The sequence below is a fragment of the Paraburkholderia susongensis genome (assembly GCF_900177725.1).
Lineage (GTDB): Bacteria > Pseudomonadota > Gammaproteobacteria > Burkholderiales > Burkholderiaceae > Paraburkholderia > Paraburkholderia susongensis.
In genome coordinates this window covers 211,215-237,872 of sequence record NZ_FXAT01000009.1, presented here as the reverse complement: position 1 = coordinate 237,872, position 26,658 = coordinate 211,215, and the positions used below count along the sequence as shown (strand labels likewise).

General features: G+C 64.3%; 26 protein-coding genes and 1 tRNA gene. 14 read left to right on the top strand and 13 right to left on the bottom strand.

The window, feature by feature from the left end; all coding sequences use genetic code 11:
* The first annotated feature begins 98 nt into the window (after window positions 1-98).
* The 3 genes from argJ to B9Z01_RS24755 all read left to right on the top strand — a co-directional run bounded on the left by argJ (window position 99) and on the right by B9Z01_RS24755 (window position 2,751).
* Complete coding sequence (gene argJ, locus B9Z01_RS24765) at window positions 99-1,340, top strand: bifunctional glutamate N-acetyltransferase/amino-acid acetyltransferase ArgJ (protein WP_085487916.1); 1,242 nt, start codon at window positions 99-101, stop codon at window positions 1,338-1,340.
* A 110-nt stretch (window positions 1,341-1,450) separates the two neighbouring features.
* Window positions 1,451-2,320 (top strand): ATP-binding protein, encoded by an 870-nt coding sequence (locus tag B9Z01_RS24760; RefSeq protein WP_085487914.1) that lies wholly within the window; start codon window positions 1,451-1,453, stop codon window positions 2,318-2,320.
* Window positions 2,317-2,751, top strand: coding sequence for an NUDIX domain-containing protein (locus B9Z01_RS24755; protein ID WP_085487912.1), 435 nt, complete (start codon window positions 2,317-2,319; stop codon window positions 2,749-2,751). Before B9Z01_RS24760 ends, B9Z01_RS24755 begins: the two co-directional genes overlap by 4 nt.
* A gap of 182 nt (window positions 2,752-2,933) precedes the next feature.
* On the opposite strand, the gene yacG is transcribed toward B9Z01_RS24755, so the two are convergent.
* From yacG to B9Z01_RS24710, 9 genes are all read right to left on the bottom strand, one after another.
* Entirely contained in the window at window positions 2,934-3,131 is a 198-nt protein-coding gene (gene yacG, locus B9Z01_RS24750) for a DNA gyrase inhibitor YacG (RefSeq protein ID WP_085487910.1), read from the bottom strand.
* 113 nt (window positions 3,132-3,244) lie between these two features.
* Window positions 3,245-4,000, bottom strand: a complete 756-nt coding sequence (gene zapD / locus B9Z01_RS24745) for a cell division protein ZapD (protein ID WP_085487908.1) — start codon at window positions 3,998-4,000, stop codon at window positions 3,245-3,247.
* A gap of 427 nt (window positions 4,001-4,427) precedes the next feature.
* A complete protein-coding gene (gene coaE, locus B9Z01_RS24740; protein ID WP_085487906.1) occupies window positions 4,428-5,030 on the bottom strand; it encodes a dephospho-CoA kinase in 603 nt (200 codons plus the stop codon).
* A gap of 3 nt (window positions 5,031-5,033) precedes the next feature.
* Window positions 5,034-5,954, bottom strand: coding sequence for a prepilin peptidase (locus B9Z01_RS24735; protein ID WP_143809053.1), 921 nt, complete (start codon window positions 5,952-5,954; stop codon window positions 5,034-5,036).
* 46 nt (window positions 5,955-6,000) lie between these two features.
* The gene (locus B9Z01_RS24730) at window positions 6,001-7,233 is read right to left on the bottom strand and encodes a type II secretion system F family protein (RefSeq protein ID WP_085487904.1); all 1,233 of its coding nucleotides are present in this window, start codon (window positions 7,231-7,233) and stop codon (window positions 6,001-6,003) included.
* On the bottom strand, window positions 7,230-8,486 hold the full coding sequence (locus B9Z01_RS24725) for a GspE/PulE family protein (protein ID WP_085487902.1): 1,257 nt from the start codon (window positions 8,484-8,486) through the stop codon (window positions 7,230-7,232). Before B9Z01_RS24725 ends, B9Z01_RS24730 begins: the two co-directional genes overlap by 4 nt.
* 171 nt (window positions 8,487-8,657) lie before the next feature.
* Window positions 8,658-9,956: an HlyC/CorC family transporter gene (locus B9Z01_RS24720; protein ID WP_208626175.1), complete on the bottom strand. Its 1,299-nt coding sequence runs from the start codon at window positions 9,954-9,956 to the stop codon at window positions 8,658-8,660.
* A gap of 189 nt (window positions 9,957-10,145) precedes the next feature.
* Window positions 10,146-10,222: transfer RNA gene (locus B9Z01_RS24715), tRNA-Pro, on the bottom strand.
* Between the two features lie 46 nt (window positions 10,223-10,268).
* On the bottom strand, window positions 10,269-11,261 hold the full coding sequence (locus B9Z01_RS24710) for a polyprenyl synthetase family protein (protein WP_085487898.1): 993 nt from the start codon (window positions 11,259-11,261) through the stop codon (window positions 10,269-10,271).
* Between the two features lie 274 nt (window positions 11,262-11,535).
* On the opposite strand from B9Z01_RS24710, the gene rplU reads away from it, so the two are divergent.
* The 4 genes from rplU (at window position 11,536) to proB (ending at window position 14,676) form a co-directional block, all read left to right on the top strand.
* The gene (rplU, locus tag B9Z01_RS24705; RefSeq protein WP_007180329.1) at window positions 11,536-11,847 is read left to right on the top strand and encodes a 50S ribosomal protein L21; all 312 of its coding nucleotides are present in this window, start codon (window positions 11,536-11,538) and stop codon (window positions 11,845-11,847) included.
* A 25-nt stretch (window positions 11,848-11,872) separates the two neighbouring features.
* Complete coding sequence (gene rpmA / locus B9Z01_RS24700; protein WP_008923994.1) at window positions 11,873-12,133, top strand: 50S ribosomal protein L27; 261 nt, start codon at window positions 11,873-11,875, stop codon at window positions 12,131-12,133.
* A 231-nt stretch (window positions 12,134-12,364) separates the two neighbouring features.
* On the top strand, window positions 12,365-13,486 hold the full coding sequence (gene cgtA, locus B9Z01_RS24695) for an Obg family GTPase CgtA (RefSeq protein WP_085487896.1): 1,122 nt from the start codon (window positions 12,365-12,367) through the stop codon (window positions 13,484-13,486).
* Window positions 13,487-13,557: 71 nt separating this feature from the next.
* On the top strand, window positions 13,558-14,676 hold the full coding sequence (gene proB / locus B9Z01_RS24690) for a glutamate 5-kinase (protein WP_085487894.1): 1,119 nt from the start codon (window positions 13,558-13,560) through the stop codon (window positions 14,674-14,676).
* Window positions 14,677-14,797: 121 nt separating this feature from the next.
* Here the strand turns inward: proB and B9Z01_RS24685 are convergent, their stop codons facing one another.
* Both B9Z01_RS24685 and B9Z01_RS24680 read right to left on the bottom strand, forming a co-directional pair.
* Complete coding sequence (locus B9Z01_RS24685) at window positions 14,798-15,355, bottom strand: CNP1-like family protein (RefSeq protein ID WP_085487990.1); 558 nt, start codon at window positions 15,353-15,355, stop codon at window positions 14,798-14,800.
* 76 nt (window positions 15,356-15,431) lie between these two features.
* The gene (locus B9Z01_RS24680) at window positions 15,432-16,178 is read right to left on the bottom strand and encodes an RNA pyrophosphohydrolase (protein WP_085487893.1); all 747 of its coding nucleotides are present in this window, start codon (window positions 16,176-16,178) and stop codon (window positions 15,432-15,434) included.
* 303 nt (window positions 16,179-16,481) lie between these two features.
* Between B9Z01_RS24680 and B9Z01_RS24675 the strand changes: the two genes are divergently transcribed.
* Together B9Z01_RS24675 and B9Z01_RS24670 are read left to right on the top strand one after the other, a co-directional pair.
* The gene (locus tag B9Z01_RS24675) at window positions 16,482-18,218 is read left to right on the top strand and encodes a proline--tRNA ligase (protein ID WP_085487891.1); all 1,737 of its coding nucleotides are present in this window, start codon (window positions 16,482-16,484) and stop codon (window positions 18,216-18,218) included.
* 12 nt (window positions 18,219-18,230) lie between these two features.
* Window positions 18,231-18,830, top strand: coding sequence for a MarC family protein (locus B9Z01_RS24670; RefSeq protein ID WP_085487889.1), 600 nt, complete (start codon window positions 18,231-18,233; stop codon window positions 18,828-18,830).
* Between the two features lie 116 nt (window positions 18,831-18,946).
* Here the strand turns inward: B9Z01_RS24670 and B9Z01_RS24665 are convergent, their stop codons facing one another.
* Together B9Z01_RS24665 and ffh are read right to left on the bottom strand one after the other, a co-directional pair.
* The gene (locus B9Z01_RS24665) at window positions 18,947-19,498 is read right to left on the bottom strand and encodes a hypoxanthine-guanine phosphoribosyltransferase (RefSeq protein ID WP_085487887.1); all 552 of its coding nucleotides are present in this window, start codon (window positions 19,496-19,498) and stop codon (window positions 18,947-18,949) included.
* A 166-nt stretch (window positions 19,499-19,664) separates the two neighbouring features.
* Window positions 19,665-21,032 (bottom strand): signal recognition particle protein, encoded by a 1,368-nt coding sequence (gene ffh / locus B9Z01_RS24660; RefSeq protein ID WP_085487886.1) that lies wholly within the window; start codon window positions 21,030-21,032, stop codon window positions 19,665-19,667.
* Between the two features lie 82 nt (window positions 21,033-21,114).
* Between ffh and B9Z01_RS24655 the strand changes: the two genes are divergently transcribed.
* The 5 genes from B9Z01_RS24655 to B9Z01_RS24640 all read left to right on the top strand — a co-directional run bounded on the left by B9Z01_RS24655 (window position 21,115) and on the right by B9Z01_RS24640 (window position 26,495).
* The gene (locus tag B9Z01_RS24655) at window positions 21,115-22,044 is read left to right on the top strand and encodes a cytochrome C assembly family protein (RefSeq protein WP_085487884.1); all 930 of its coding nucleotides are present in this window, start codon (window positions 21,115-21,117) and stop codon (window positions 22,042-22,044) included.
* A gap of 10 nt (window positions 22,045-22,054) precedes the next feature.
* Window positions 22,055-22,357 (top strand): PP0621 family protein, encoded by a 303-nt coding sequence (locus tag B9Z01_RS24650; RefSeq protein ID WP_085487883.1) that lies wholly within the window; start codon window positions 22,055-22,057, stop codon window positions 22,355-22,357.
* The gene (gene ampD / locus B9Z01_RS24645) at window positions 22,354-22,950 is read left to right on the top strand and encodes a 1,6-anhydro-N-acetylmuramyl-L-alanine amidase AmpD (RefSeq protein WP_085487881.1); all 597 of its coding nucleotides are present in this window, start codon (window positions 22,354-22,356) and stop codon (window positions 22,948-22,950) included. The genes B9Z01_RS24650 and ampD overlap by 4 nt, the downstream gene beginning before the upstream one ends.
* Window positions 22,951-23,296: 346 nt before the next feature.
* Window positions 23,297-23,431: a hypothetical protein gene (locus tag B9Z01_RS36685; protein ID WP_275937518.1), complete on the top strand. Its 135-nt coding sequence runs from the start codon at window positions 23,297-23,299 to the stop codon at window positions 23,429-23,431.
* 43 nt (window positions 23,432-23,474) lie between these two features.
* Window positions 23,475-26,495 carry a ribonucleoside-diphosphate reductase subunit alpha gene (locus tag B9Z01_RS24640; protein ID WP_085487879.1) on the top strand — a complete coding sequence of 1,007 codons (3,021 nt, stop codon included), beginning with the start codon at window positions 23,475-23,477 and terminating at the stop codon, window positions 26,493-26,495.
* Window positions 26,496-26,658 lie beyond the last annotated feature (163 nt).

The following is a 26,658-nucleotide window of genomic DNA, read 5'->3' as shown; positions in this document are numbered from 1 at the left end:
TCCTTGATTTCGCAGATGGCCCGGCAACACACCCGGGTCATCAGTTCCGTTTCCCTGATGCCGGCGCCCGCCGGCATTTTCTTCGACAGGTCGCGACCATGGCTGTCAACTTTCCCTCGATCGATCCCGCTCAACTCCATCCTGTCGCCGGCGTCACGCTCGGCTGGGCGGAGGCGAATATCCGCAAGCCGAACCGCAAGGACGTGCTCGTCATTTCCGTCGCCGAAGGCGCGACGGTAGGCGGCGTGTTCACGCAGAACCGTTTCTGCGCGGCGCCTGTCACCGTGTGCCGCGAGAACCTGCAGCGCGTGCGAGCGGGCGGCAAGCCGATTCGCGCGCTCGTGGTCAATACCGGCAACGCGAATGCGGGCACCGGCGAGCCGGGCCTCGCGCATGCGCGCGAAACCTGCGCGGAGCTTGCGCGTCTCGTTGACATCGCGCCCGAGCAGGTGCTGCCGTTCTCGACGGGCGTGATTCTCGAGCCGCTGCCGGTCGGTCGTCTGAAGGCCGGCCTGCCGGCCGCGCTCGCAAATCGCAAGGAAGCGAACTGGCACGACGCCGCGCAGGCGATCATGACCACCGACACGCTGCCGAAGGCCGCGTCGCGCCAGGTCACGATAGACGGTCACACGGTCACGTTGACCGGTATCAGCAAGGGCGCGGGCATGATCAAGCCGAACATGGCGACCATGCTCGGTTTCCTCGCGTTCGATGCGAGTGTTGCGCAGCCGGTGCTCGACGAGCTCGTGAAGCACGTCGCGGACCGCTCGTTCAACTGCATCACGATCGATGGCGATACGTCGACCAACGATTCGTTCATCCTGATCGCCTCGGGCAAATCGAGCCTGCCGGCGATCACGTCCACCGATTCGCCCGCTTATGCAGCGCTGCGCGACGCGGTGACCGAAGTCGCCCAGACGCTCGCGCAACTGATCGTGCGCGACGGCGAAGGCGCGACCAAATTCATGACCGTGCATGTCGAGGGCGGCTCGAGCGTCGGCGAATGCCGCCAGATCGCGTATGCGATCGGCCACTCGCCGCTCGTGAAGACGGCCTTCTATGCATCGGACCCGAACCTCGGCCGCATTCTGGCGGCCATCGGCTATGCCGGCGTGGACGATCTCGACGTCGGCAAAATCGATCTGTATCTCGACGACGTGCTGGTCGCCACCGCCGGCGGCCGCAATCCGGCCTACCGTGAAGAAGACGGCCAGCGCGTCATGAAAAAGAGCGAGATCGGCATTCGCGTCGTGCTCGGCCGCGGCAATGCGCAAGCCACGATCTGGACTTGCGATCTGTCGCACGACTACGTGAGCATCAACGCCGACTATCGTTCGTAAATCCGCTTCGCGAATCCGATTCCGGGCCGCTTCGCAGGCGGCTTCGTGAGCGGTTCGCGATCCGGTCCGATTCGGTCATTCCGCGGCCTCGGGCCGCTCATTTCACCGCCATGGACAAACTCGAACAGTTTTTGACCCGGGCCGAAGCCGTGCTCGGCCGCCTGGAAGCGATGCTTCCCCCTGCAGCGCCGGACATCGACTGGTCGGCCGCGGTCGCTTTTCGCTGGCGCAAGCGCCAGGGGCGCGGCTACCTGCAACCGGTATCCGCGATTTCGTCGATCACGCTCGACGACCTGCAGAATATCGATCGCCAGAAAGGGCTGATCGAGCAGAACACACGCCAGTTCGTGCACAAGCAGCCGGCCAACAACGTGCTGCTGACGGGCGCGCGCGGCACCGGCAAGTCGTCGCTGATCAAGGCGTGCCTGAATGCGTACGCGAAAGACGGTCTGCGCCTGATCGAAGTGGACAAGGACGATCTGCACGATCTCGGCGACATCGTCGATCTGATCTCGATGCGGCCGGAGCGCTTCGTCGTGTTCTGCGACGACCTGTCGTTCGAAGACGGCGAGTCGGGCTACAAGGCGCTGAAGGTCGCGCTCGACGGCTCGGTCGCCGCGCAGTCGGACAACGTGCTCATCTACGCGACGTCGAACCGCCGCCATCTGCTGCCCGAGTACATGAGCGACAACGAGACATACAAGCACACGTCGGATGGCGAGATTCATCCCGGTGAACTGGTCGAGGAGAAGATTTCGCTGTCCGAGCGTTTCGGGCTGTGGGTGAGCTTCTATCCGTTCAAGCAGGACGACTATCTGACGATCATCGCGCACTGGCTGCGGCATTTCGGCTGCGACGACGCCGAAATCGAGGCGGCGCGCGGCGACGCGCTGGTGTGGGCACTCGAACGCGGGTCGCGCTCGGGACGGGTGGCGTGGCAGTTCGCGCGCGACTGGTCCGGCCGTAAGACGCCGGCATGAGCGAGGCGAGCAAAAACGCGGGCAAAAACGGCGCGGCCCGTCCGGTCACCGAAGTCGCGGTCGGCGTGCTGGTTCAGCCGGACGGGCGCTATCTGCTCGCGCAGCGTCCGGCGGGCAAGCCGTACGAGGGCTACTGGGAGTTTCCGGGCGGCAAGCTGGAAGCGGGCGAGTCTGTCGAGGCCGCGCTCGCGCGCGAGCTGCATGAGGAGCTTGGGATCGAGGTCGAGGCGAGTCATTTGTGGCACACGCTCGAACACGATTATCCGCACGCCTATGTGCGGCTTTTCTTCTGCAAGGTGACGCAGTGGTCGGGGGAACCGCACGGGCGCGAGGGCCAGGCCTTCGTGTGGCAGAGCTTGCCCGCCGAGGTTTCGCCGCTGCTGCCGGCGACGATTCCGGTGCTGGAGTGGCTTGCGGCTGAGAAGACGTAGCCAGCGAGTCATCAGCAAGACCACGCGGGCGGGCGCTGTGCGAGCAGGCCCGCCCGCGTGTTTTTTATGGCCCTTTTGCTGGTCTTTTAGCGGCCCCTTCTGGTTTCAGGGGCCGTGGCGCGGCTCTCTCTGCGGCCCGCGCTCAACAGGCCAAACAATACGCGGCGCTCAGCGAGCGAGGCTCAATGCGGGTTGTAATCGTCACGAGATGTTTCATCGGACGACGCTTCCTGCTCATTGCCGCCGATCTTGTATTTTTCAGCGGCCCACGCGCCGAGATCGATCTGCTTGCAGCGCTCGGAGCAAAAAGGACGAAAGCGGTTTTCAGGGGTCCAGCGGACATCTTTACCGCAGGTAGGGCATTTGACGACGGTAGGCATACGGTCGGACAGTCAATCGCAAACGGAACAAGTAAGGAATATAGGGCTATTTCGCGCCGCTTCAAAGGCGCGTTCCCAGGATCTGGATTGGGCTATTGAAAGTTGGCGGCCGTCTACAGGCTGCAAAGCGTGAGCTGGAACGGCACGTCGACGTCGACCGCACGCGGCCGCAGATCGCCGTCCTGCACCGTGAAGCGCACCCACAGCATGTACTTGTTGGCGCTCGCTTCGGGAATCACCCGCAATTCAGGTGCCACACGAACCTGCATCAATTGATACGAGCGGCCTGAGAGCATCTGCTGATAGCTGCCTTGCATCGCCATCACCTTCGATGCCTGGCCGGATTCGCGCGCAAGACGCAGCACGATGGCCGCCGCATCGCGTAGCGGCAGGAGCGGCGTCACCCATTTGGCGATGTCCTGACGACGCTGATCGGGATGAAGCTGCTGCCACGCGTAGTAGGACGGCAGATCGAATTTGCAGGTGCCGCCCGGGATGATGGCGCGGCTGCGAATGCTCGCGAGCCACTCGTTGTCTGCAAGATGCTGGCCGGTTTTGCCCTGCATCTGCGCGAGCCCCGCGAGGGTTTGTTCTATTTCTCCGAGCACCGCTTCCAGCGCGTTCTGCTCGATTCCCGGATTGCCGCGAAACGGTGCGAGCGTCTGCCGCTGCCGTTCGAGCTCTTTCATCAGATCGGACTTCAGATCCGCGCGACCCGCAACTTCGGAGATTTCGAACAACGTTGTCAGCGCGACGTGATGTTCCCTGGCGTCTTCCTGAGTCAGAAAGAACGTGAAGCGCTCGAACAGATCTTCGAGGCGCAACAGCGTCCGGATTCGCTCATTGAAGGGGTACTCGTAAAGAATCAAGCGGGCTCGCCTCGGGCGTGGTCGGTGACGGGAATGCAGAACATTCTAATGCGGTGGGACTACCCAGGCAATCACGCACTTTTTCAGCGCGCTTTCGCAACTTTTTTCGTGAGTTCACGATGGTTCTGAGCGGTTCGGCTCGCGGGCGCGCGCAAAGTTCAATGTGTAGGCAAGGATTCGCGCGAGGTCTTTGTTTGAGGTTGGTTTGTGCCGCACTTGCGCCGCGTTTGTGGGGCGGTCGTGTTTCGGTTGCATCGCGTCTCGAGCTTCGGGCGCATTTCGTTCGAACGTGTGCATGTGTGCCGTGTACGGATTGAGGGTGCGTGCTGCACGCGTAGGTGCGATACGTGTCTGCGCGATACATCCCTGCGATCCGCATGCGCTGCTTACGCGGCTTCCCGGTGGACGTGCAGCGTTGGGAGGCGGTTCACCCGTGCGCGAGCGAGAGGTACGCGCGATGCCGCGCGTCCACCTGCGCCTCGAGTGCCTCGAGCGGCGCGTTGTCGTTGTCGATCACGTCGTCGGCCGCGGCGAGGCGTGCTTCGCGTGTGGCCTGGCGCGCGATGATCGCGAGCACCTGGTCGCCGCTGAAGCCGTTGCGGCTCATCACGCGCGCGATCTGCGTCTCGACGCTGCAATCGACGGTCAGCACGCGATTCACGCGACCCTTCCATGTTCCGGATTCGACCAGCAACGGCACCACGACGATCACGTACGGCCCTTGCGCTTCGCGCTCTTCGCGCTCGGTTTCCGCGCGAATCAGCGGATGCGTGATGCCTTCGAGACGTTTGCGTGCCGTTTCGTCGCTGAACACGAGCGTGCGCATGCGTGCGCGATCGAGCGAGCCGTCGGCCGCGACGAACTCGGCGCCGAATTCGGCGGCGATGTGCGGCATCGCGATACCATGCGGCGCCGTGATGCGATGCGCGATCACGTCCGTGTCGACGAGCGGCACACCGCGCGCGGCAAAAAGATTCGCCACCGTCGATTTGCCGCTGCCGATGCCGCCGGTCAGTCCCACAACGAACATGCGTCAGCCTCCCAGAGCCAGATAAAGCGGTGTGCCGACAAACAGCGTGAGCGCACCGCCCGCGGCGAGAAACGGCCCGAACGGCAGCGGCTCCTCGAAGCGCATGCGGCCGCCCCACGTCGCCGCGAGGCCGACCAGCGCACCGCTCACCGCCGCGATCAGCACGATTTGCGGCAACGCTGTCCAACCGAGCCAGGCACCGAGGGCAGCCAGCAATTTGAAATCGCCGTAGCCCATGCCTTCGACACCGCGCACGAGACGGAACACCCAATGCACGGCCCACAGCGTGAGGTAACCGAAGATCGCGCCGAGCACCGCATCGTGCAGATTCGTGAACAGGCCGTTGAAATTGACGATGAGGCCTGCCCACAAGAGCGGCAGCGTCATCGAATCGGGCAGCAGGTGCGTGTCGATGTCGATCGCGCTCATGGTGAGCAGAGCCGCGCACAGACCGAACGCGGCGAGCGCCATCAAGGTCGGGCCGAACACCGCGAGCGCGAGCGCCGCGAATGCGGCGCTCGCAATTTCGAGCAGCGGATAGCGCAGGCTCACATGCTGCCCGCAAGCGGAGCAGCGTCCGCGCAACACGATGTAGCTGAGGACCGGCAGGTTCTCCCACGCGCTCAGCACGTGACCGCAATGCGGGCACGCGCTGCGCGGCACCCACAGGTTGTAGCGCGCCGGCAGGCCGTCTTCCGGCGGCGGCGTGTCGCCGGTCTCGCTGATTTCCTCGCGCCAGGCGCGCTCCAGCATGATGGGCAATCGATGCACGACCACGTTCAGAAAGCTGCCGATCACGAGGCCGAACACGATCGCGAAGGCGATCTGCAGGCCAGCGGGCAGGCTGGCGAACGCGAGACCGAAGCCGCTTGCGAAGCGGCTTGGCAGTAAGCCCGCGAGCAGGCTGGGAGAGGTTTCTGACACGAGCGGAAGAGGGCCGACATGGAGATGGAATGGATTCGCAGCGATGCTACACCACGTTGCCGAGTTGAATGATGGGAAGATACATCGCAATCACGAGGCCGCCGACCAGCGTACCTAGCACGACGATCACGAGCGGTTCGCACAGGCTCGACAGCGTGCCGATCTTTTCGTCGACCTGACGATCGGCGAGCGAGGCGACGTCGAGCAGCATGCTGTCGAGCGCGCCCGATTCCTCGGCGACTGCAACCGGCTGCACGACCTCGGGTGGAAAGCAGTGCGCCGCACGCATCGCAGCGGCGAGTCGTTCACCGCGCCGCAGCCGCACGGCGATGCCCGCCGTGGCGCGGTCAAAGAACGCGTTGCCGGTCGCGTGGGTCAGCGAGTCGAATGCGTCGGCGAGCGGTGTGCCAGCCGACAGCAGCGTGCCGAGCGCGCGGCTCCAGCGCGCCGCGCACAGCGTGCCCAGCAGCGGACCGGCTACCGGCATCTTGAGCGACAGGCGCGCAACGCGGATGCGCGCCGCTTCGGAGCGCCGCAGGAGAAACGTCAGGGCCGAGCCCAGCGCGAACGTCAGCGCGACAAGGGGCACGCTCCAGTGCGCCGCGCCCGCCGATAGCGCCAGCACGAACTGCGTCGGCGCGGGGAGCTTGGCGCCGAAGCCGTCGAAGATCTGCTTGAAGGTCGGCACGACCCACACGAGCAACGCTGCGGTAATCGCGACGGCGAGCAGCAGGATCGCGACCGGATAGGTCAGCGCCGCGCGTACTTTCGCGCGCTGCGCGGCGGCGCGCTCGCGGTCGTCGGCGAGGCGGGCGAGCACAGTGGCAAGCGCCCCCGCTGCTTCGCCGACCTCGACGAGCTGGCAGTACAGCGCATTGAATTGCGCCGGATGCCGCTGCAATGCCGCCGAGAAGCGCAGGCCAGCGGTGATGTCGCGCGCGACGGCGGCGACGACGCGCGGCATGCCTTGCCGCTGGCCCGACGCAGCGGCCTGCGCAAGCAGCTCGAGCGCCGGTGCGAGCGGCAAGCCGGCGCGCAGCAGACTGGCGAGTTGCCGTGTGAACCGTGTGACGTCGGCCGCGCGGGTTTTGGGGTGCGGCGCCGGCCCCTGCGTCGCGAGTTCGACGACGAACAGGTTGTCGCGTTTGAGCATGATGCGCGCGGCACTCGCGTCCGGCGCGATCAGCGTGCCGCTTTGGCGGACGCCGTCGGCGTCGACACCGCGCCATCTGAAGCGCAGGTCGGCCGCGACAGGTTGTGGGGGCGTGACGGCGTTCATGCGACTTCGGTGGCGGCGAGCGCTTCGGCGAGACTGGTGGTGCCGTCGCGCACGCGCGCGAGCGCGGCGTCGCGCAAGGTCGCCACCTGCTCGGTCTGCGCGAGCCGGGCCAGTTCGTGGACGCCCGCGCTTGCCACGATCAGCTCGCGCATCGCCTCGGAAACGGGCATCACCTGATGGATGCCGACGCGCCCGCGGTAGCCGATGCCGTGGCAGGCGGCGCAGCCGCTCGCGGCATAAGGCTGCCAGCCGTCGAGCTGAGGCTCGGCGAAACCCGCGGCCTCGAGCGTCGCCGCCGAATGGGGTGCGGGCTGGCGGCACGCGATGCAGAGGCGCCGCACCAGCCGCTGTGCCGTCACCATGCGCAGCGCGGCCGCGAGGTTGTACGGCTCGACGCCGATATCGATGAGCCGCGCGACCGCGGCCGGGGCGTCGTTCGTATGCAGAGTGGACAGCACGAGGTGACCGGTTTGCGCAGCCTTCACCGCGACGTCGGCGGTCTCGTTGTCGCGGATTTCGCCGACCATGATCACGTCCGGATCCTGACGCAGAAACGCGCGCAATGCGACCGCGAAAGTGAGCCCGGCTTTCTCGCGCACGCTGACCTGATTGATGCCGGCCAGCTGGATCTCCGCCGGATCCTCGACTGAACAGAGGTTGCGCGCCTCGCCGTTCAGCAGATTCAGAAAACAGTAGAGCGACAGGGTCTTGCCGCTGCCGGTCGGCCCGGTGACGAGCACGAGGCCGTGCGGCGCGCGAATCGCGGCATCGACGGCTTTGCGTTGCTGCGGATCGAGGCCGAGCGAATCGAGCGAAAGATCGGCGGGCAGCGCATCGAGCCGGCGCAGCACGAGCTTTTCGCCGAACAGCGTGGGCAGCGAGTTGACGCGGTAGTCTTCGACGCGATGAGGCGTGGTGGCAATGCGCAAGCGGCCGTCCTGCGGCACGCGCCGCTCGGCGATATCGAGGCGCGCGAGCACCTTCACGCGCGTGACGAACGCGTCGCGCAGATGAGCGGGTGGCCGCGGGATTTCATGCAGTACGCCGTCGATCCGCAAGCGCACGCGCCAGCCATGCTCCGTCGGTTCGATGTGAATATCCGAGGCATTGCGCCGCGTCGCTTCCTGCAGCGTCTCGGTCAGCAGACGCACGGCGGGGGCGTTGTCGGGATCGGTGAGACTGGCTGCGTTGTTTTCGCCGTTCAGAGCGAGGGGGCGCGGCGTGGCCGCAGCGGTTGGAAAGGGAGTGGACATGAGAGACCGGTGATGAGCCGCCTGTGGAACGTGACGGCGTCATCTTCCGGCAGCGCGGACGGCGGCGCCATTCAGCCATTCGGCTAATGGCGCGCGGCGTGGCAGCGTGCGATGCTGACTGCGGATCAGCGATCGATGGCGCGATGGATCGCGTGAAGAATGGCGCAGAGGTCAGTTGAGCCGCGTTTTGGCCGCCTTCGTGCGCGAAGGCGGCTTGAACAGCTTGACGGTGCGAATCGCCTGATCGTCGCTGCGCATGACTTCGAGTTTGATCTCGCCGATCTGCACGCAGACGTCGCCGTCGGGAATGTCTTCGAGGATTTCGAGAATCAGTCCGTTGAGCGTTTTCGGGCCATCGGTCGGCAGCGTGAGGTGCAGCCAGCGGTTCAGCTCGCGCAGTGGCATGCTGCCCGCGACGATGCATTCGCCAGCCTCGTTCCAGCCGCCGCGCGAACTGGCGCTGCGCGGAATCGAGGTAGTGAATTCGCCGATCAGTTCCTCGATGATGTCTTCCGGCGTGACGAGGCCTTCCAGCTCGCCGTATTCATTGACGACGAGTGCCGTGCGCTGCCGGCTCTCCTGGAAATATTGCAGTTGCTGGAATACCGGCGTGCCGGTCGGCACGAAATACGGTTCGGTCAGCAGTTCGCGCAGGGTGTCGCGCTCCAGTTCCTGGTTGTGCAGAGCCGCGAGCGTCTTGCGCACATGCAGTACGCCGAGCACGCGGTCGATGTCGCCCTGGTAGACGATCAGCTTGTTGTGATAGCAGGTTTCCAGCTGGTGCAGGATCTGCTCGAACGGCGCGTCGAAGTCGAGCGCCTCGATGCGGCGGCGCGGGATCATCACGTCTTCGACGGAAATGTTTTCGAGGTCGAACAGATTCAGCAGGATGCTGCGGTGCTTGGTCGGCATGAAGCTGCCCGACTCGAGCACGATGGTGCGCAGCTCTTCGGTGGACAGCCGCTGGTCGCGCGCGCCTTTCGTATTGATGTGCAGCACGCGCAGGATGCCGTTCGCGAACAGATTGACGAACCAGATGAGCGGTTTCGCGGCGCGCATCAGTGGCGCGATCAGCAGGCTCGCGGGGAGCGCGATCTTCTCCGGGAACGTCGCGCCGACGATTTTCGGCGTGATTTCCGCGAACACGATGATCAGAAACGCGACGATGCCGGTCGCGACGGACAGGATGAGATTGTTACGGCCGAACGTGTGCAGCGCGAGCGAGGTCGTGAGCACCGGGATGATCGTGTTGAACAGATTGTTGCCGATCAGTATGACGCTCAGTAGCTGATCGGTACGCGCGAGCAGGCCCTGGGTCGTTCTTGCGCCCAGCGCGTTCTGGTTGGCAAGATGTTTCAGGCGATGGCGGTTGAGCGCCATCATCGCTGTCTCGGAAATGGAAAAGAAGGCGGAGCAGATGAGCAGCAGAAGGACGGCGCCGATCTGCGCCCATAAGGGAAGTTGTTCCACGCGTCGTGAAAAATGAGGGAAAGGATGGAGAGAATATAGCAGAGGGGGCAGTGCGTACTGCCACGGGGGGGCGCCGATACGGGCGGGGTGTGCTGGCCGTGCAGGTGACGCGAAAATTCGCCGCGCAAAACAAAAAACCGCCGAGCAATGCCGCGGCGGTTTTCGAACCCTGAACTAACAAGGAGAATCTGGTCGGGGTGAGAGGATTCGAACCTCCGGCCTCTACGTCCCGAACGTAGCGCTCTACCAGGCTAAGCTACACCCCGATGTACTGCTGACTCGATTCAGATTAATTCGGCGTTTCAGTCCAGTTCAAGACTGTCTTGCCGTCGAGTAAGAACATAATTCTAGCAGGCTCTCTTTAAAAATGGAATGGGGGAATGACGAAATTGCCGCGGCCGCGGCCTGAGCTTCCTGTTTCGCGCATTCGAGCGTGTGATCGAGCGCGCCGGAACGCGTAATGGCCTCGAAAATCGTATCGAAACGGTCGGTGCCGCCTTGTTCGATCGCTTCGCGCGCGAGCGCCGATTGCTCCGGCGTGCCGCGTTCGATGAGATAGATGAGCGGCAGCGTCGGTTTGCCTTCGCGCAGATCGTCGCCGGCGTTCTTGCCCATCGATTCGGCGGTGCCCGTGTAGTCGAGCCAGTCGTCCATGATCTGGAACGCCGTGCCGATGCGCCGGCCGAATTCCGCCGCGGCCGCTTCGATTTTCGCGTCCGCTCCGGCCAGCACCGCGCCGAGCTGGGCGGCGGCTTCGAACAGCTTGGCGGTCTTGTAGCGGATCACTTGCATGTAGCGGGTTTCGTCGACGTCCGCGTCGTGCATGTTCAGCAGTTGCAGCACCTCGCCTTCGGAAATGATGTTGGTCGCCTCGGAAAGAATTTCCATGACGCGCATCTTGCCGACGCCGACCATCATCTGGAACGAGCGCGAGTAAAGAAAATCGCCGACCAGCACGCTCGCCGCGTTGCCGAACAGCGCGTTGGCGGTCTGGCGGCCGCGCCGCAGGTCGGATTCGTCGACCACGTCGTCGTGCAGCAGAGTGGCGGTGTGGATGAATTCGACGACCGCGGCCAGTTCGTGCCGGTGCCCCGTCGTGTCTCCCAGCGCGCCCGCCACGAGCAACAGCAGCGCGGGCCGCAGCCGTTTGCCGCCGGCGCTGATGATGTACTCGGAAATCTGGTTGATCAGCATCACGTCGGACGCGAGACGTTGCCTGATGACGCGATTCACCTGCTGCATGTCTTCGGCGATCGGAGCAAGCAGGCTGGCGACGTTGGGGGAGGGGGTGGCAGTCGACGACATGATGGCTGAATTGGGTAGTGCCGCGAATTATAAGGCGATCGGGGCGGTTCCGGGTCGCCGGCTGCGGCACGGATGCGTTCCCGCTGGTAGCGGCGCCGCGCGCCGGGGCTGCATTTGAGGCGCCGGGCGTCGTGCGCGGCGTTGCGAAAGTAGGAACCAGAAAAGGTATTGAACGGCTCGGGAAGCAGGTTTTGACCGAGCAGCTAACTCCATGTATAATCGACAGTTTCCGCGCGCGGTGCGTGGGAAAAATGAACACAGAGTGAGGTTCTCAATGTACGCGGTCATAAAAACCGGTGGCAAGCAGTACAAAGTTGCCGTCGGCGAAAAACTTAAAGTAGAACAGATACCGGCAGACATTGACGCTGAAATCACGCTCGACCAGGTTCTCGCAGTGGGCGAAGGCGAATCGATTAAGTTCGGTACGCCGCTGGTCAGTGGGGCTTCCGTCAAGGCTACCGTCGTGTCGCAAGGTCGTCACGCCAAAGTGACCATCTTCAAGATGCGTCGCCGGAAGCACTACCAGAAGCATGGCGGCCACCGCCAGAACTATACCGAACTGCGCATCGACGCGATCAACGCGTAAGCGCAACGGTTAAGGAGCACATCAAATGGCACACAAAAAGGCAGGCGGATCGTCCCGGAACGGCCGCGACTCCGAATCGAAACGCCTCGGCGTGAAGGTTTACGGCGGCCAGGCTATCAACGCTGGTGGCATCATCGTGCGTCAGCGCGGCACGCGCATGCACGCTGGTGAGAACGTCGGCATGGGCAAGGATCATACCCTGTTCGCGCTGAAGGACGGCCACGTCCAGTTCTCCACGAAGGGCGCGGCGAAGAAGCACACCGTTTCCGTCGTCCCGGCAGCCTGAGCCTGATCAGGCACGGGCTTCAGGACCGGAAAAAGGCCCCGCGAAGTTCGCGGGGCCTTTTTTATTGCGGCGCCTCTATGGCGTTGCGGCCGCGGAACCGACCGCTCATCATCGGCGACTATGCCGTTCGGTCGATTGATCAGCGCGCGGCGCGCGCGGCAAAATAGCAGAATCCAATCAGTATCAACCCCGGCATCAAATGGGGCAGTACACCACGGGACGGAGTAACGCATGAAGTTCATTGACGAAGCGAGGATTGAAGTCATCGCCGGCGACGGAGGGGATGGCAGCGCGTCGATGCGCCGCGAGAAATTCGTTCCGTTCGGCGGCCCCGATGGCGGCGACGGCGGCCGGGGCGGCAGTGTGATCGCGGTCGCGGACCGCAACATCAACACGCTGATCGACTACCGCTACGCGAAAAAGCATCAGGCGCGCAACGGCGAAAATGGCCGCGGCTCGGACTGCTACGGCAAGGGCGGCGACGACATTACGCTGCGTATGCCGGTCGGCACCACGATCACGGACATGGAAACCGGTGAGCTGATCGCCGATCTGACCGAGCATAACCAGAGCGTGCAAATCGCGCAGGGCGGCGCGGGTGGTCTCGGCAATCTGCATTTCAAGTCCAGCACGAACCGCGCGCCGCGTCAGAAGACCGACGGCAAGCCGGGCGAGCGCCGCATGGTGCGCCTCGAACTGAAGGTGCTGGCCGACGTCGGGCTGCTCGGCATGCCGAACGCGGGCAAGTCGACGTTTATCTCGTCGGTGTCGAACGCGAAGCCGAAAATCGCCGATTACCCGTTCACGACGCTCGCGCCGAATCTGGGCGTGGTGCGCGTCGGGCCGAGCCGCAGCTTCGTGATCGCCGACATTCCGGGGCTGATCGAAGGCGCGGCGGAAGGCGCAGGCCTCGGGCACCAGTTTCTGCGTCACCTGCAGCGCACTGGCCTGCTGCTGCACATCATCGACATTGCGCCGTTCGACGAGTCGATCGATCCGGTCGTGGAAGCGAAGGCGATCGTCAACGAACTGCGCAAGTACGACGAACAGCTCTATCAAAAGCCGCGCTGGCTCGTGCTGAACAAGCTCGACATGGTGCCTGAAGACGAGCGCGAGGCGCGCGTTGGGGCTTTCCTCGAAGGCTTCGGCTGGGACGGCCCGGTGTTCGAAATCTCGGCGCTGACCGGTCAGGGCTGTGAAAATCTCTGCTATGCGGTGTTCGACTACCTCGCCGAGCATTCCGACGCACAGCGCGCGGCCGAAGCCGAAGACCTCGCTTCCGACGTGCGTTTCCGCGAGGGACCGGAAGCACAGGCTGCAACTGACGACTCCGGCACCCGCCCGCAGGAATAAAAACTCGAGCGCCGGCGCCAGCGGCGGGCTGCCGGCATGCATCTACGCGTCATCTTGGGAGACAGCGCACAATGCGTTCCGTCATCGCGGATTCACGGCGATTGGTAGTGAAAGTGGGTTCGAGCCTCGTCACGAACGACGGGCGCGGCCTCGATCATGCGGCGATCGGCCGCTGGGCCGCGCAGATTGCCGCGCTGCGCGCGCAAGGCAAGGAAGTGGTACTGGTCAGCTCGGGCGCCATCGCCGAGGGTATGCAGCGGCTCGGCTGGACCAGACGGCCACGCGAAATCGACGAATTGCAGGCGGCTGCGGCCGTCGGTCAGATGGGGCTTGCGCAGGTGTATGAAAGCCGCTTCGCCGCGCACTCCATCCAGACTGCGCAGATCCTGCTCACGCATGCCGACCTCGCCGACCGCGAGCGTTACCTGAACGCGCGCTCCACGCTGCTCACGCTGTTGCGCCTCGGCGTCGTGCCGATCATCAACGAAAACGATACGGTCGTGACCGACGAAATCAAGTTCGGCGACAACGACACGCTCGGCGCGCTGGTCGCCAATCTGATCGAAGGCGACGCGCTCATCATTCTCACGGATCAGCAGGGCCTTTTTACCGCCGACCCGCGCAAGGATCCCAGCGCCACGCTCGTTCAGCAGGCTGACGCCGGCGCGCCGGAACTCGAAGCGATGGCGGGCGGCGCGGGTTCGAGCCTCGGCCGCGGGGGCATGCTGACCAAGATTCTCGCGGCCAAGCGCGCGGCCCACAGCGGCGCCAACACGATAATCGCGAGCGGACGCGAGGCGGACGTGCTGGTACGGCTCGCGTCGGGCGAGGCGATCGGCACGCAGTTGATCGCGCGCACTGCGCGGATGGCGGCGCGCAAGCAATGGATGGCCGATCATTTGCAGGTGCGCGGCCACGTGGTGATCGACGACGGCGCGGTCGAAAAGCTGACTGCGGGCGGCAAGAGCTTGCTGCCCATCGGTATCGTCGGCGTGCAGGGAGCGTTCGCGCGTGGCGAGGTGATCGCCTGCCTGAGCGCGTCGGGGCGCGAAGTGGCGCGCGGTCTGACGAACTACAGCAGTGCCGAAACCAAGCTGATCCAGCGGCGGCCCAGTGGCGAGATCGAGTCGGTGCTCGGCTATATGCTGGAGCCGGAGTTGATTCATCGCGACAACCTCGTGCTGCTCTGATCCATTCGGCAGCGCGGGCAGGCAGCACGTGCCTCAGGCCCGCAAAAAGCGCATAAAAAAGCCGTTCCAGCGCATGCTGGAACGGCTCTTTTATCTTCGGATGCCTGCGACGAAACCGGCTTCAGTGAATCTGCGACGTTTGCGTGCGCTTGTAGCGGATATTTTCGACGATGCGCTTCGCGTTGCCGGTCGGCATCTTGTTCGCGCACATATAGTCCTGATACAGCGCCGATTGATACGCGTTCAGCGCGCCGTCCTCGATACGAGAAAACTGGTTCGCGACCGTTTTGTCCCAGCCGTCGTGATCGGCGTTCAGGCCCGCGTACTGACGCCATTCATACGTGTCGCAGCGGATACCTTCGTAATTGACGTTGCGCGCGCCGCTCGGGCTCGTGATGACCACCGTGTAACGCACGACGCCGTCGTCGCCGACGCTGACCGAGTTCGGGTCGATTGCGAATTGCAGTGGTGTATTGCCGGAGACCTCGAACGGCAGCAGATTGGCGTCCGTCGGCAGCGGCGGCAACGTGTCCACCTTGTTTTCAACCCAGTTGCCCTTGCGGTCCAGCAAATAAACGAACTCGCTGTCGTCCTTATTGGTCGGCTTGCCGGCGCTCGAACAGCCTGCCAGCAGGGCGCCAGTGGCGAGACACACCACGGCAAATGCAAATGCTTTCAATATGATTCCCTCGAAACACAGGCGCGGCCCGAAAGCCGCGCCAGAGAGAGGCAGCATGGATAGCCGCCCGGAGTTGTTAATCGCGCATGCCCGAGCGGACCAGCGGGACGGCGCCTTCATTAGCCGATTCGCCGTCGTGACGCGCTTCGCCGCTCGCTTGCGCTGCAGCGGCGCGTTGCCCGCAATCCGACACGACCAGAACGCGAGTCGTTGTTTCGACGCTCACCGAAGTCACGACAGTGGCCGAAGCCACTGTGCCTACCGTGGAATCCGGGGGACTTTGCATCGACGATGCAACCCGCGGATAACGCGACCCATGGTGTCCGCCAGGTTTTTCCGCACGCGGCGCAGGTCGGCGCATGAAACGGGATAGCTCCGTTAGCGCCAACTGATACACATCCCGCTTGAACTCGATCACACAGTCGAGCGGCACCCAATACTCGTTCCAGCGCCACGCATCGAACTCAGGGTGGTCGGTGGCGCGCAAGCAGATATCGCAGTCGCGTCCTACCATCCGGAGCAAGAACCAGATTTGCTTCTGGCCGCGGTAATGACCGCGTACTTCACGCTTGATGAACTTGTCAGGCACCTCATAACGCAACCAGTCGCGCGTGCGACCAATCACCTTGACGTGCTCAGGAAGCAGCCCGGTTTCTTCGTGTAACTCCCGATACATCGCTTGCACGGGGGTCTCACCATATTTGATGCCCCCCTGCGGAAACTGCCAGGAATGTTCACGGAGCCGTTTGCCCCAAAACACCTCGTTGTGCGCGTTCAAGAGGATGATGCCGACGTTCGGGCGAAAGCCTTCACGATCCAGCATACAACCACCTTCGAATCCTTTAAAATTGCTTTGATTATAAACAGATAACGGACCCGACGCACCGAATCGAGGAAGATTGGACCGATTCGCCGCAACAGGCCCGTGTTTGCGGTAGCCTGTCGGTTTTCCGTGCCTTATCCCTTGTGCGAAGGCTTTGCGCGGCAGCTTCGGCGCCGTGCCCGGGCAGCGCGTGCCGGTGGGCGGGCGAACCGTGCCGGCCCAGCATCGGATCTGTGTCGATTTCCCCAACGTTTTCACCTTTTCGGGCGGCCCCTCCGGAGCCGCCGCTTTTGGACAATCTGAATGAAAGCCTCCCGTTTCTTTATCGGCACGCTGAAAGAAGCGCCCGCCGACGCCGAAATCATCAGCCACAAGCTCATGGTGCGCGCGGGCATGATCCGTCGCGTCGCCGGCGGTATCTATAACTACCTGCCGGTCGGCCTGCGCTCGATCCGCAAGGTGGAAGCCATCGTGCGCGAGGAAATGAACCGGGCGGGCGCCATCGAGCTGCTGATGCCGGCGGTGCAGCCGGCCGAGTTGTGGCAGGAGTCGGGGCGCTGGGAGAAATACGGCCCCGAGCTGCTGCGTTTCAAGGACCGCAAGCAGGCCGACTTCGTGATGGGCCCGACGCACGAGGAAGTCGTCACCGACATCGCGCGCAACCAGATCAAGAGCTACCGCCAGTTGCCGGTCAACTTCTATCAAGTCCAGACGAAGTTCCGCGACGAGATCCGTCCGCGTTTCGGCGTGATGCGCGGCCGCGAATTCATCATGAAAGACGCGTACTCGTTCGACAAGGACATCGAGGGCCTGCGCGAGTCGTATCGCAAGATGTACGACGCGTACGTGCGCATTTTCACGCGCCTCGGGCTCGAGTTCCGCGCGGTCGCGGCGGACAACGGTTCGATCGGCGGCAGCGGCTCGCATGAATTCCACGTGATCGCCGACACCGGCGAAGACGCGATCGCCTATTGCCCGACCTCAGAGTTCGCCGCGAACGTCGAAGCCGCCGAAGCGCTGCCGCTCCTCGCGCAGCGCGCCGCGCCCGCCGAGGACATGAAGAAGACCGCCACGCCGGGCAAGGCGAAGTGCGAGGCCGTTGCCGAACTGCTGAACATTCCGCTCGAGCGCACGATCAAGTCGGTCGTCCTCGCTACCGAAAACGAAGGCGCCGAGCCGACCATCTGGCTGCTGATGCTGCGCGGCGACCACGATCTGAACGAGATCAAGGCTGGCAAACAGCCCGGTCTTGCCGATTTCCGCATGGCGACCGAAGCCGAGATCATCGAAACCTTCGGCACGCCGCCGGGCTACCTCGGCCCGATCAACACGAAGAAGCCGGTCAAGGTGATCGCCGATAGCACGGTCGCGAACATGAGCGATTTCGTGGTCGGCGCGAACGAGGTCGACTATCACATCACCGGCGTGAACTGGGGCCGCGATCTGCCGGAGCCGGTCGTCGCCGACATCCGCAACGTGAAGAAGGGCGATCCGTCGCCGGACGGCAAGGGCGTGATCGACATCTGCCGCGGCATCGAAGTGGGCCATGTGTTCCAGCTCGGCACCAAGTATTCGGAGGCGATGAACGCGACCTGCCTCGACGAAACCGGCAAGCCGCGGCCGATGGAAATGGGCTGCTACGGCATCGGCATCACGCGTATTCTCGGGGCGGCGATCGAACAGAATTTCGACGACAAGGGCATCATCTGGCCGGAGTCGATCGCGCCGTTCGAAGTCGTGCTGTGCCCGATGGGCTATGACCGCAGCGACGCGGTGCGCGAGCAGGCCGACAAGCTGTATGCGGAGCTCGTCGCCGCGGGCATCGACGTGATCCTCGACGATCGAGGCGAGCGGCCGGGCGTCATGTTCGCCGACTGGGAGCTGATCGGCGTGCCGCATCGTCTCGTGATCGGTGACCGTGGCCTGAAAGACGGCAAGCTCGAATACCAGGGCCGTCGCGACACCGAAGCGACGCTGCTGCCGGTCGAGGACGCCGCGCAGACGGTGATCGGCAAAGTGCGCGCCGCACTCCCGCGCTAGGCGGAGCGGGCGGTGGAGTACACCTTCCTGTCCGCGACCGTGCTGCTGATCCTGATTACCGATCCGCTCGGCAACATCCCGATCTTCATCAGCTGTCTGCGCGACGTGGCGCCCGAGCGCCGCACCGTCGTGATTCTGCGCGAGGTTGCGATCGCGTTTGCGATCCTGTTGATGTTCATGGTGCTCGGGCAGGGCTTTCTGCGCATGATGAGCCTCTCCGACCAGTCGTTGCGGATCGGCGGCGGCATCGTGCTGTTTCTGATCGCGCTGCGCATGGTGTTCCCGCATCCGGACGGCCCGTTCGGCGGCGACGCGCGCGGCGGCGAGCCGCTCATCGTGCCGCTCGCGATTCCGGCGCTGGCGGGCCCGTCGGCGTTGGCGACGGTGATGCTGCTGGCCTCGCAGGCGCCTGGCAAGACGCTCGAGTGGATCGGCGCGCTGACTGTCACGATGATCGTCTGCGCGATCGTGCTGATGCTCGCCGAGCGCATTCAGGCCTGGCTCGGTGAGCGCGTGATGACGGCGTTCGAGCGGCTCATGGGGCTCGTGCTCGTGGCGATCTCGGTGGAAATGATGCTCGGCGGCATTCGCTCTTTCGTGCACAAACTGTGAGGCGGGAAGCGGGACGCCGATGCAGTGACAAAAAAAGCAGCCATTCAGGCTGCTTTTTTTACGCCGGTGCGTGGCAGGCGAGAGCGCCCGAATCACGCACCAAATCAAGCACCAAATCACGCCCCATCAGTCAGCGCACGAATGGTCGGCAAATTGCGCCAGTACCCCTTGGCATCCATTCCGCAGCCGAACACATAACGGTTCGGCACTTCGAAGCCGCAATAGTCCGGGCGCAGCGGCTTCGCCTTCGGAATGATCTTCTCGCAGAGCACCGCTGAGAGGAAGCGCTTGGCGCCCATCGCGAGGATGCGGTCACGGATGGCGGCCATCGTTTCGCCTTCGTCGAGAATGTCGTCGAGCACGAGCACGACGCGGTCCTTCACCGACTCGGCCGGCGCCACTCGCCATTGCATCTCGTTGCCGCCCTTCGTGGTGTTGCGGTAGCGCGTCAGATGGATGTAGTCGAATTCGAGCGGGAAGTCGAGGTGCGGCAGCAGCATGCCGGTGAACACCGCCGCGCCGCCCATTACCGAGAGCACGAGCGGGAAGTCCTCGCTCATTTCATCGCGGATGGCGGCCGCCATGCCGGCGATCGACGCGTTGACGTCCGAGGCCGAAACGATTTCTTCGGAGTGTTTAAAGATGTGGAGAGCTTCTTCGCGGTTCATGACGTCTGACGGGCGGTAACTGTATACATGGTGTGGGTGGGAGCGTCCCGAAAGACGATCCTGCGAGGGGCGGCGACGTGCGGTACAGGATAAACCCGCGCGAACCCGGCGTCAGCCGCTCCGTGCAGCGGCGCTTGCGCGCGAGGGCGCGCCGTCCCCATCAAGCTTAGCGCATGCCGGGCATCATGCCCTTCATGCCGCGCATCATCTTCTGCAGGTTGCCGCCCTTGAGCTTTTTCATCATCGTGCGCATCTGCTCGTACTGGTTCAGCATGCGGTTGACTTCCTGCACCTGCACACCCGCGCCCGCGGCGATGCGGCGCTTGCGGGTCGCCTTGATGAGTTCGGGCTTCGCGCGCTCGGCCGGCGTCATCGAGTTGATGATGCCTTCCATGCGGCGCATCTGCTTCTCGGCCTGGCCCATGTCGGCGCCGGCCGCGGCCTGCTGGAACTGCGCGGGCAGCTTGTCCATCAGCGACGACAGACCGCCCATGCCCTTCATTTGTGTGAGCTGCGCGCGGAAATCGTTGAGGTCGAAGTCGCCGCCTTTCTTGACCTTGTCGGCGAGCTTTTGCGCGGCCTGCACGTCGACGCCGCGCTGCGCTTCCTCGACGAGCGCGAGGATGTCGCCCATGCCGAGAATCCGGCTCGCCATGCGGTCCGGGTGGAACACTTCGAGGCCGTCGAGCTTTTCCGCGACGCCGACGAACTTGACCGGCTTGCCCGTCACGTGACGCACCGACAGCGCTGCGCCACCGCGCGAGTCGCCATCGAGCTTGGTGAGCACGACGCCGGTGAGCGGCAGCGCGTCGCTGAACGCTTTCGCGGTGTTGACCGCATCCTGGCCGAGCATCGCATCGACGACGAAGAGCGTCTCCGCCGGCTTCAGCTCGGCGTGCAGCGCGGCGATTTCCTGCATCATCGCTTCGTCGATACCGAGGCGGCCGGCCGTGTCGACGAGCAGCACGTCGTGATAGTGGCGCTTCGCCCAGTCCACCGCGGCGCGCGCGATGTCGACCGGCTTCTGGTTCGGCTCGGACGGGAAAAAGTCGGCGCCCACCTGCTCGGTCACCGTTTTCAGCTGCGCGATAGCGGCGGGACGATAGACGTCGCACGAAACGGTCAGCACCTTCTTTTTGTACTTCTCGCGCAGGAGCTTCGCGAGCTTGCCGACCGTGGTCGTCTTGCCGGCGCCCTGCAGACCCGCCATCAGGATGATCGCGGGCGGCGTGACGGCGAGATTGAGCTCGGCCGCTTTGCCTTCGTAATCGCCGCCGATCACGGCGGTCAGCTCGCGCTGCACGACGCCGACGAGCGCCTGGCCCGGCGACAGGCTGCTGATCACTTCCTCGCCGAGCGCCTTCTCCTTGACCTTGGCGATGAACTCGCGCACGACGGGCAACGCCACGTCGGCCTCGAGCAGTGCGAGACGCACCTCGCGCAGCATTTCCTGGGTGTTCGCCTCGGTGAGCCGGGCTTCGCCGCGCAGCGTCTTGACGACGCGCGCCATCCGTTGAGTCAGATTGTCGAGCATGGGGAGCGATGAACGGTGGGGCCCCGGGCAGCGCGCGAAGTGCAAGACGTCGCGGAGGAGGGGCCTAGTGTAAACTTCGAATATGGATATTGTACTGTATGCCCTCACCGCGCTTCTCTACGGCAGCCTCGCCGTGGCCGGCTGGCGCTCGCACCGGCACACCGCCGTGCGTCCGATGCTCGAGAGCGTGCCGCCGCTGCACGATCATGCCGTGAGCGGCGCGGCGGTTTCGGCGGGCTCGGGCATGAGCACGGCGGGGCGCGTGCTGCTGTTCGTCGCGCTGCTCGCGCACGGCGTGCTGCTGCATACCACGATCTTCCCGCAGAACGCGATGGTGTTCGGCTTCGCGTTCGCGCTGTCGGCGATGTTCTGGCTCGGTGCCGGCATCTATTGGATCGAGAGCTTCTTCTTCCCGCTCGACGGATTGCGGCTGCTCGTATTGCCGCTCGCGTGCCTGGCGTCGCTGCTGCCGCTCGCGTTCGGCGGCGTGCGCGTGCTGCCGTACGCGGCCGCGCCGATGTTCAAGCTGCACTTCCTGATCGCGAACATCGCGTACGGACTCTTCGCGGTCGCGGCGCTGCACGCGGTGCTGATGCTGGCGGTCGAGCGGCGTCTGCATTCGATGCGCGGCGGCCTCGCGCCGCGGCATGCGGCCGCGGCGGGTAACGGCTGGTTGTCGAGCTGGCTCGACACGCTGCCGCCGCTGCTCACGCTCGAGAAGCTGCTGTTCCGTCTGATCGGCGCCGGCTTCGTGCTGCTCACGCTGACGCTCGTCTCGGGCATCCTGTTCAGCGAGCAGCTGGTCGACCGCGCGTTGCGGCTCGATCACAAGACCGTGTTCGCGATTCTTTCGTGGGTGATGTTCGGCGCGCTGCTGACCGCGCGCAGGGTGTCCGGCTGGCGCGGCCGTGCGGCATTGCGCTGGGTGCTGGCCTCGTTCGTTGCGCTATTGCTGGCGTACGTCGGCAGCCGTTTTGTTTTCGAGGTGCTGTTGCACCGGCCTGTAGTGTGAGCGTGTCTCCATGCGACAAATCTTTTTGCTGATCCTGCTGTTCATCGTCGGTCAATGGCTCGTGAGGGCGCTGCGCCGTCACGACGCGCAAAGCGCGCAGCGCACGGGCGCGGGCGCGCGCAATGCTCAGGGTGCGAACGGCGCCGCGCGTCCCGCGCAGCCGCCGCAGCTTGCCGAGCCGATGATCCGCTGTGCCGAGTGCGGCGTGCATGCGCCGAAAAGCGACTCGGTGGTGATGGCGGGGCAGACGTTCTGCTGCGCCGCGCACGCGCAGCAGAACGGCACGCGTCCGAGCGGCCGCGACGCCCGATGAGCGTCGCGTTCACCGTCGATGCCGACGGTTGGGTTGCCACCGCACGCAGGCTGCCCTCACCGAATTTCGAAGCGCGGCCGCAAGGCGCGGTGCCGACGCTAATCGTTGTCCATAACATCAGCCTGCCGCCCAACGAGTTCGGCGGCACCGCGATCGCCGAGCTGTTCCTGAACACGCTCGACTGCGACGCTCATCCGTACTACGACACGCATCTGCGCGGCGTGCGCGTGTCGGCCCATTTCGTGATTCATCGCGACGGCGCGCTCGAGCAGTTCGTGTCGTGCAACGAGCGTGCGTGGCATGCGGGGCCGTCGAATTTCTTCGGCCGCGAGCGCTGCAATGATTTCTCGATCGGCATCGAGCTGGAAGGCAGCGACACCACGGCCTTCGAAGGGGCGCAATACCGCACGCTCGCCGCGCTCGTGAGCGCGCTGAAGGCGCACTATCCGATCGAGGCGCTCGCCGGTCACTCCGACATCGCCCCTGGCCGCAAGACCGATCCCGGTCCGCATTTCGAGTGGCCGCGGCTGCAGCGCGACACCTCGCTCGAAGCTCGGTATTTCCCCTATCTCAAGTTTTCCGAACCGCTGTAACGACCCTTCGCGACCCTGCGCGCGATTCCCGTAGAACAAGGCGCAGCCTCGTTCTACGCGAGATGCCTTTTGCGTGCGCGACGAAAAAAGTCAACCCTTCAGGCGCAAATAAATCGGTTTGACCTGCCCTGAATCTCCACTATACTTGGTGCCACAAACTCAGTTACGCACTATATCTTGTGTGATTCTGTGCATAACCATGTGAATAACCGAGTGTATAAGTCAGCGGCGCCCCGCTCCCCGAGCATGGCGCCGCAAGCATTCCAGGCAGCGAAAAATTCCTGGGGCCGCAGCCGGTAGGGGGATCTCCGGCCGCATCCAGAAGCATTCAGGAAAGGACCAGCCAGTGATCGCGACACATCCGATGAAGACCGACATCAAATCGAACCAGGCTTCTTCGCAGTTGCATCCCGCCAACCGGCTTAGCCGGCCTTCCTGCACTTCATCGCTCGCGCTCGCGGCGGCGCGGCGTTCGATTTAATCCGCGGCACTCGCCGCAATTTCCAAGACCAGGAGCTTTGCACATGCAAACCACCGACAACGTGACGACCCGGTACGAGGGCTCACCGACTGGCCAAACCTTCGGCCAGGCTCAAGGCGCACAGGCGCTCGCGCCGCAAGCGACATACGCCGACTACAAGGTGATCCGCCGCAATGGCAGCGTGGTGTCGTTCGAGCCGTCGAAAATCGCGATCGCCGTGACGAAGGCGTTCCTCGCCGTCAACGGTGGTCAGGGTGCGGCGTCGGCGCGTGTGCGCGAACTGGTCGAGCAGCTCACGCAGAGCGTGGTGCGCGCACTCGTGCGCAGCCGTCCGAACGGCGGCACGTTCCATATCGAAGACATTCAGGATCAGGTCGAGCTCGCGCTGATGCGCGGCGGCGAACACAACGTCGCGCGCGCCTACGTGCTGTACCGCGAGAAGCGCAACCAGGCGCGCGCGCATGACGAGCAGGTCGCAGTCGGCAGCACGCCGGGCCTGAACGTGACCGACAACGGCGTCACGCACCCGCTCGACCTGGCGGCGCTGCGCGGCATCATCGAATCGGCCTGCGCGAATCTCGGCGACGCCGTGAGCGCCGAGCCGATCGTCGCCGAAACGATCAAGAACCTGTACGACGGCGTGCCGATGACCCAGGTCTACGACTCGGCCATCCTCGCTGCCCGCACGATGATCGAAAAGGACCCGGCCTACAGCCAGGTCACCGCGCGCATCCTGCTGCACACGATCCGCCGCGAAATCCTCGAAGAAGAAGTCACGCAAGCCGAAATGGGCGAGCGCTACGCCGAGTACTTCCCGCAGTTCATCAAGCGCGGCGTGCAGGCCGAGTTGCTCGACGACAAGCTGCTGCAGTTCGACCTGAAGCGTCTCGGCGCCGCGCTCGACGCGAACCGCGACCTGCAGTTCGGCTACCTCGGTCTGCAGACGCTCTACGACCGCTACTTCCTGCATCACGACAACGTGCGCATCGAAATGCCGCAGGCATTCTTTATGCGTGTGTCGATGGGTCTCGCGCTGAACGAGATCGACCGCGAAGCGCGCGCGATCGAGTTCTACAACGTGCTGTCGAGCTTCGACTTCATGTCGTCCACGCCGACGCTGTTCAACTCGGGCACGCGCCGCTCGCAGTTGTCGTCGTGCTACCTGACCACGGTCGACGACGACCTCGACGGCATCTACGAAGCGCTCAAGGAAAACGCGCTGCTCTCGAAGTTCGCGGGCGGCCTCGGCAACGACTGGACGCGCGTGCGCGCGCTCGGCTCGCACATCAAGGGCACCAATGGCAAGTCGCAAGGCGTGGTGCCGTTCCTGAAGGTCGTCAACGACACGGCGGTCGCCGTGAACCAGGGCGGCAAGCGCAAGGGCGCGGTGTGCGCGTATCTCGAATCGTGGCACCTCGACATCGAGGAATTCCTCGAGCTGCGCAAGAACACCGGCGACGACCGCCGCCGCACGCACGACATGAACACCGCGAACTGGATTCCCGACCTGTTCATGAAGCGCGTGATGGAAGGCGGCGACTGGACGCTGTTCTCGCCGTCCACCTGCCCGGACCTGCACGACAAGTTCGGCGCGGAATTCGAAGCGGCTTACACGGCTTACGAAGGCAAGGTCGCGCGCGGCGAGATCAAGCTGTTCAAGAAGATCCCGGCGGCGCAACTGTGGCGCAAGATGCTCGGCATGCTGTTCGAAACCGGCCACCCGTGGATCACGTTCAAGGATCCGTGCAACGTGCGCTCGCCGCAGCAGCACGTCGGCGTCGTCCATTCGTCGAACCTCTGCACGGAAATCACGCTGAACACGAGCGACGCCGAGATCGCCGTCTGCAACCTCGGCTCGGTGAACCTCGTCGCGCACCTGAAGGAGCAGGCCGACGGCACGCTCGCGCTCGACCACGACAAGTTGAAGCGCACGGTCAGCGTCGCGATGCGCATGCTCGACAACGTGATCGACATCAACTACTACGCGGTCGCCAAGGCGCGTAACTCGAACCTGAAGCACCGCCCGGTCGGCATGGGCATCATGGGCTTCCAGGACTGCCTGCACATGCTGCGCACGCCGTATGCGTCGGAAGAGGCGGTCAAGTTTGCCGATACGTCGATGGAAGCGGTCTGCTATTACGCGTACTACGCGTCGACCGAACTCGCCGAGGAGCGCGGCCGCTACTCGAGCTACCACGGCTCGCTGTGGGACCGCGGCATCCTTCCGCAAGACTCGGTGAAGCTGCTTGCCGAGGCGCGCGGCGGCTACGTCGAAGTCGATTCGAGCGAGTCGATGGACTGGTCGGAGTTGCGCTCGCGCATCGCGACCTACGGCATGCGCAACTCGAACTGCATCGCGATCGCGCCGACCGCGACGATCTCGAACATCATCGGCGTGTCGGCCTGTATCGAGCCGACGTACCAGAACCTCTACGTGAAGTCGAACCTGTCGGGCGAGTTCACGGTGGTCAACGACTACCTCGTGCGCGACCTGAAGGCGCGCGGCCTGTGGGACGAGGTGATGGTCGCCGACCTCAAGTACTTCGACGGCACGCTTTCGCGCATCGACCGCATCCCGGCCGACCTGCGCGCGATCTACGCGACCGCGTTCGAAGTCGATCCGACGTGGCTCGTCGAGGCGGCTTCGCGTCGTCAGAAGTGGATCGACCAGGCGCAGTCGCTGAACATCTACATGGCGGGCGCGTCGGGCAAGAAGCTCGACGAGATCTACAAGCTCGCATGGGTGCGCGGCCTGAAGACGACCTACTACCTGCGCACGATGGCGGCAACGCACGTCGAGAAGTCGACGGTCGCGCACGGCGCGCTGAACGCGGTCAGCTCGGGCGGCACTCAGGGCTCGGGCGGCGCGGCAGGCGGTGCAGCCGGCGGCTTCGGTGCGAGCGGCGAAGCGGCAGGTGGTGCGTCGGGCGGCTTCCAGGCGGCTGCCGTTGCATCGGCAGCGGTCGTGGCTGAAGCCGTTGCTTCGGCGCCCGAAGCGGATGGTCCGGTGTGCATGATGCGTCCGGGCGATCCTGGCTTCGACGAGTGCGAGGCTTGCCAGTAAGCAGATGGCAAGCAGCAGGAGCGTTGCTTGCTAAGCGATGTCGAGCGAGGTCGTAGGTGATGACCCGCATGCAGCGAGCAACGCACCTCGCAGAGATGAAGTAGCAGCAGAGCGATGAGCGGCGAGTGAGACCGAAGTCTCGCTGCTCATCGGAAGGGCAGTC

Bases quoted from the DNA above. Each gene is read 5' to 3' on its own strand.
- argJ (WP_085487916.1), top strand. From the start codon at position 99: ATGGCTGTCAACTTTCCCTCGATCGATCCCGCTCAACTCCATCCTGTC.
- B9Z01_RS24760 (WP_085487914.1), top strand. From the start codon at position 1,451: ATGGACAAACTCGAACAGTTTTTGACCCGGGCCGAAGCCGTGCTCGGC.
- B9Z01_RS24755 (WP_085487912.1), top strand. From the start codon at position 2,317: ATGAGCGAGGCGAGCAAAAACGCGGGCAAAAACGGCGCGGCCCGTCCG.
- yacG (WP_085487910.1), bottom strand. From the start codon at position 3,131: ATGCCTACCGTCGTCAAATGCCCTACCTGCGGTAAAGATGTCCGCTGG.
- coaE (WP_085487906.1), bottom strand. From the start codon at position 5,030: ATGTTCGTTGTGGGACTGACCGGCGGCATCGGCAGCGGCAAATCGACG.
- B9Z01_RS24730 (WP_085487904.1), bottom strand. From the start codon at position 7,233: ATGAACGCCGTCACGCCCCCACAACCTGTCGCGGCCGACCTGCGCTTC.
- B9Z01_RS24725 (WP_085487902.1), bottom strand. From the start codon at position 8,486: ATGTCCACTCCCTTTCCAACCGCTGCGGCCACGCCGCGCCCCCTCGCT.
- B9Z01_RS24710 (WP_085487898.1), bottom strand. From the start codon at position 11,261: ATGTCGTCGACTGCCACCCCCTCCCCCAACGTCGCCAGCCTGCTTGCT.
- rplU (WP_007180329.1), top strand. From the start codon at position 11,536: ATGTACGCGGTCATAAAAACCGGTGGCAAGCAGTACAAAGTTGCCGTC.
- rpmA (WP_008923994.1), top strand. From the start codon at position 11,873: ATGGCACACAAAAAGGCAGGCGGATCGTCCCGGAACGGCCGCGACTCC.
- cgtA (WP_085487896.1), top strand. From the start codon at position 12,365: ATGAAGTTCATTGACGAAGCGAGGATTGAAGTCATCGCCGGCGACGGA.
- proB (WP_085487894.1), top strand. From the start codon at position 13,558: ATGCGTTCCGTCATCGCGGATTCACGGCGATTGGTAGTGAAAGTGGGT.
- B9Z01_RS24680 (WP_085487893.1), bottom strand. From the start codon at position 16,178: ATGCTGGATCGTGAAGGCTTTCGCCCGAACGTCGGCATCATCCTCTTG.
- B9Z01_RS24675 (WP_085487891.1), top strand. From the start codon at position 16,482: ATGAAAGCCTCCCGTTTCTTTATCGGCACGCTGAAAGAAGCGCCCGCC.
- B9Z01_RS24665 (WP_085487887.1), bottom strand. From the start codon at position 19,498: ATGAACCGCGAAGAAGCTCTCCACATCTTTAAACACTCCGAAGAAATC.
- ffh (WP_085487886.1), bottom strand. From the start codon at position 21,032: ATGCTCGACAATCTGACTCAACGGATGGCGCGCGTCGTCAAGACGCTG.
- B9Z01_RS24655 (WP_085487884.1), top strand. From the start codon at position 21,115: ATGGATATTGTACTGTATGCCCTCACCGCGCTTCTCTACGGCAGCCTC.
- B9Z01_RS24650 (WP_085487883.1), top strand. From the start codon at position 22,055: ATGCGACAAATCTTTTTGCTGATCCTGCTGTTCATCGTCGGTCAATGG.
- ampD (WP_085487881.1), top strand. From the start codon at position 22,354: ATGAGCGTCGCGTTCACCGTCGATGCCGACGGTTGGGTTGCCACCGCA.
- B9Z01_RS24640 (WP_085487879.1), top strand. From the start codon at position 23,475: ATGCAAACCACCGACAACGTGACGACCCGGTACGAGGGCTCACCGACT.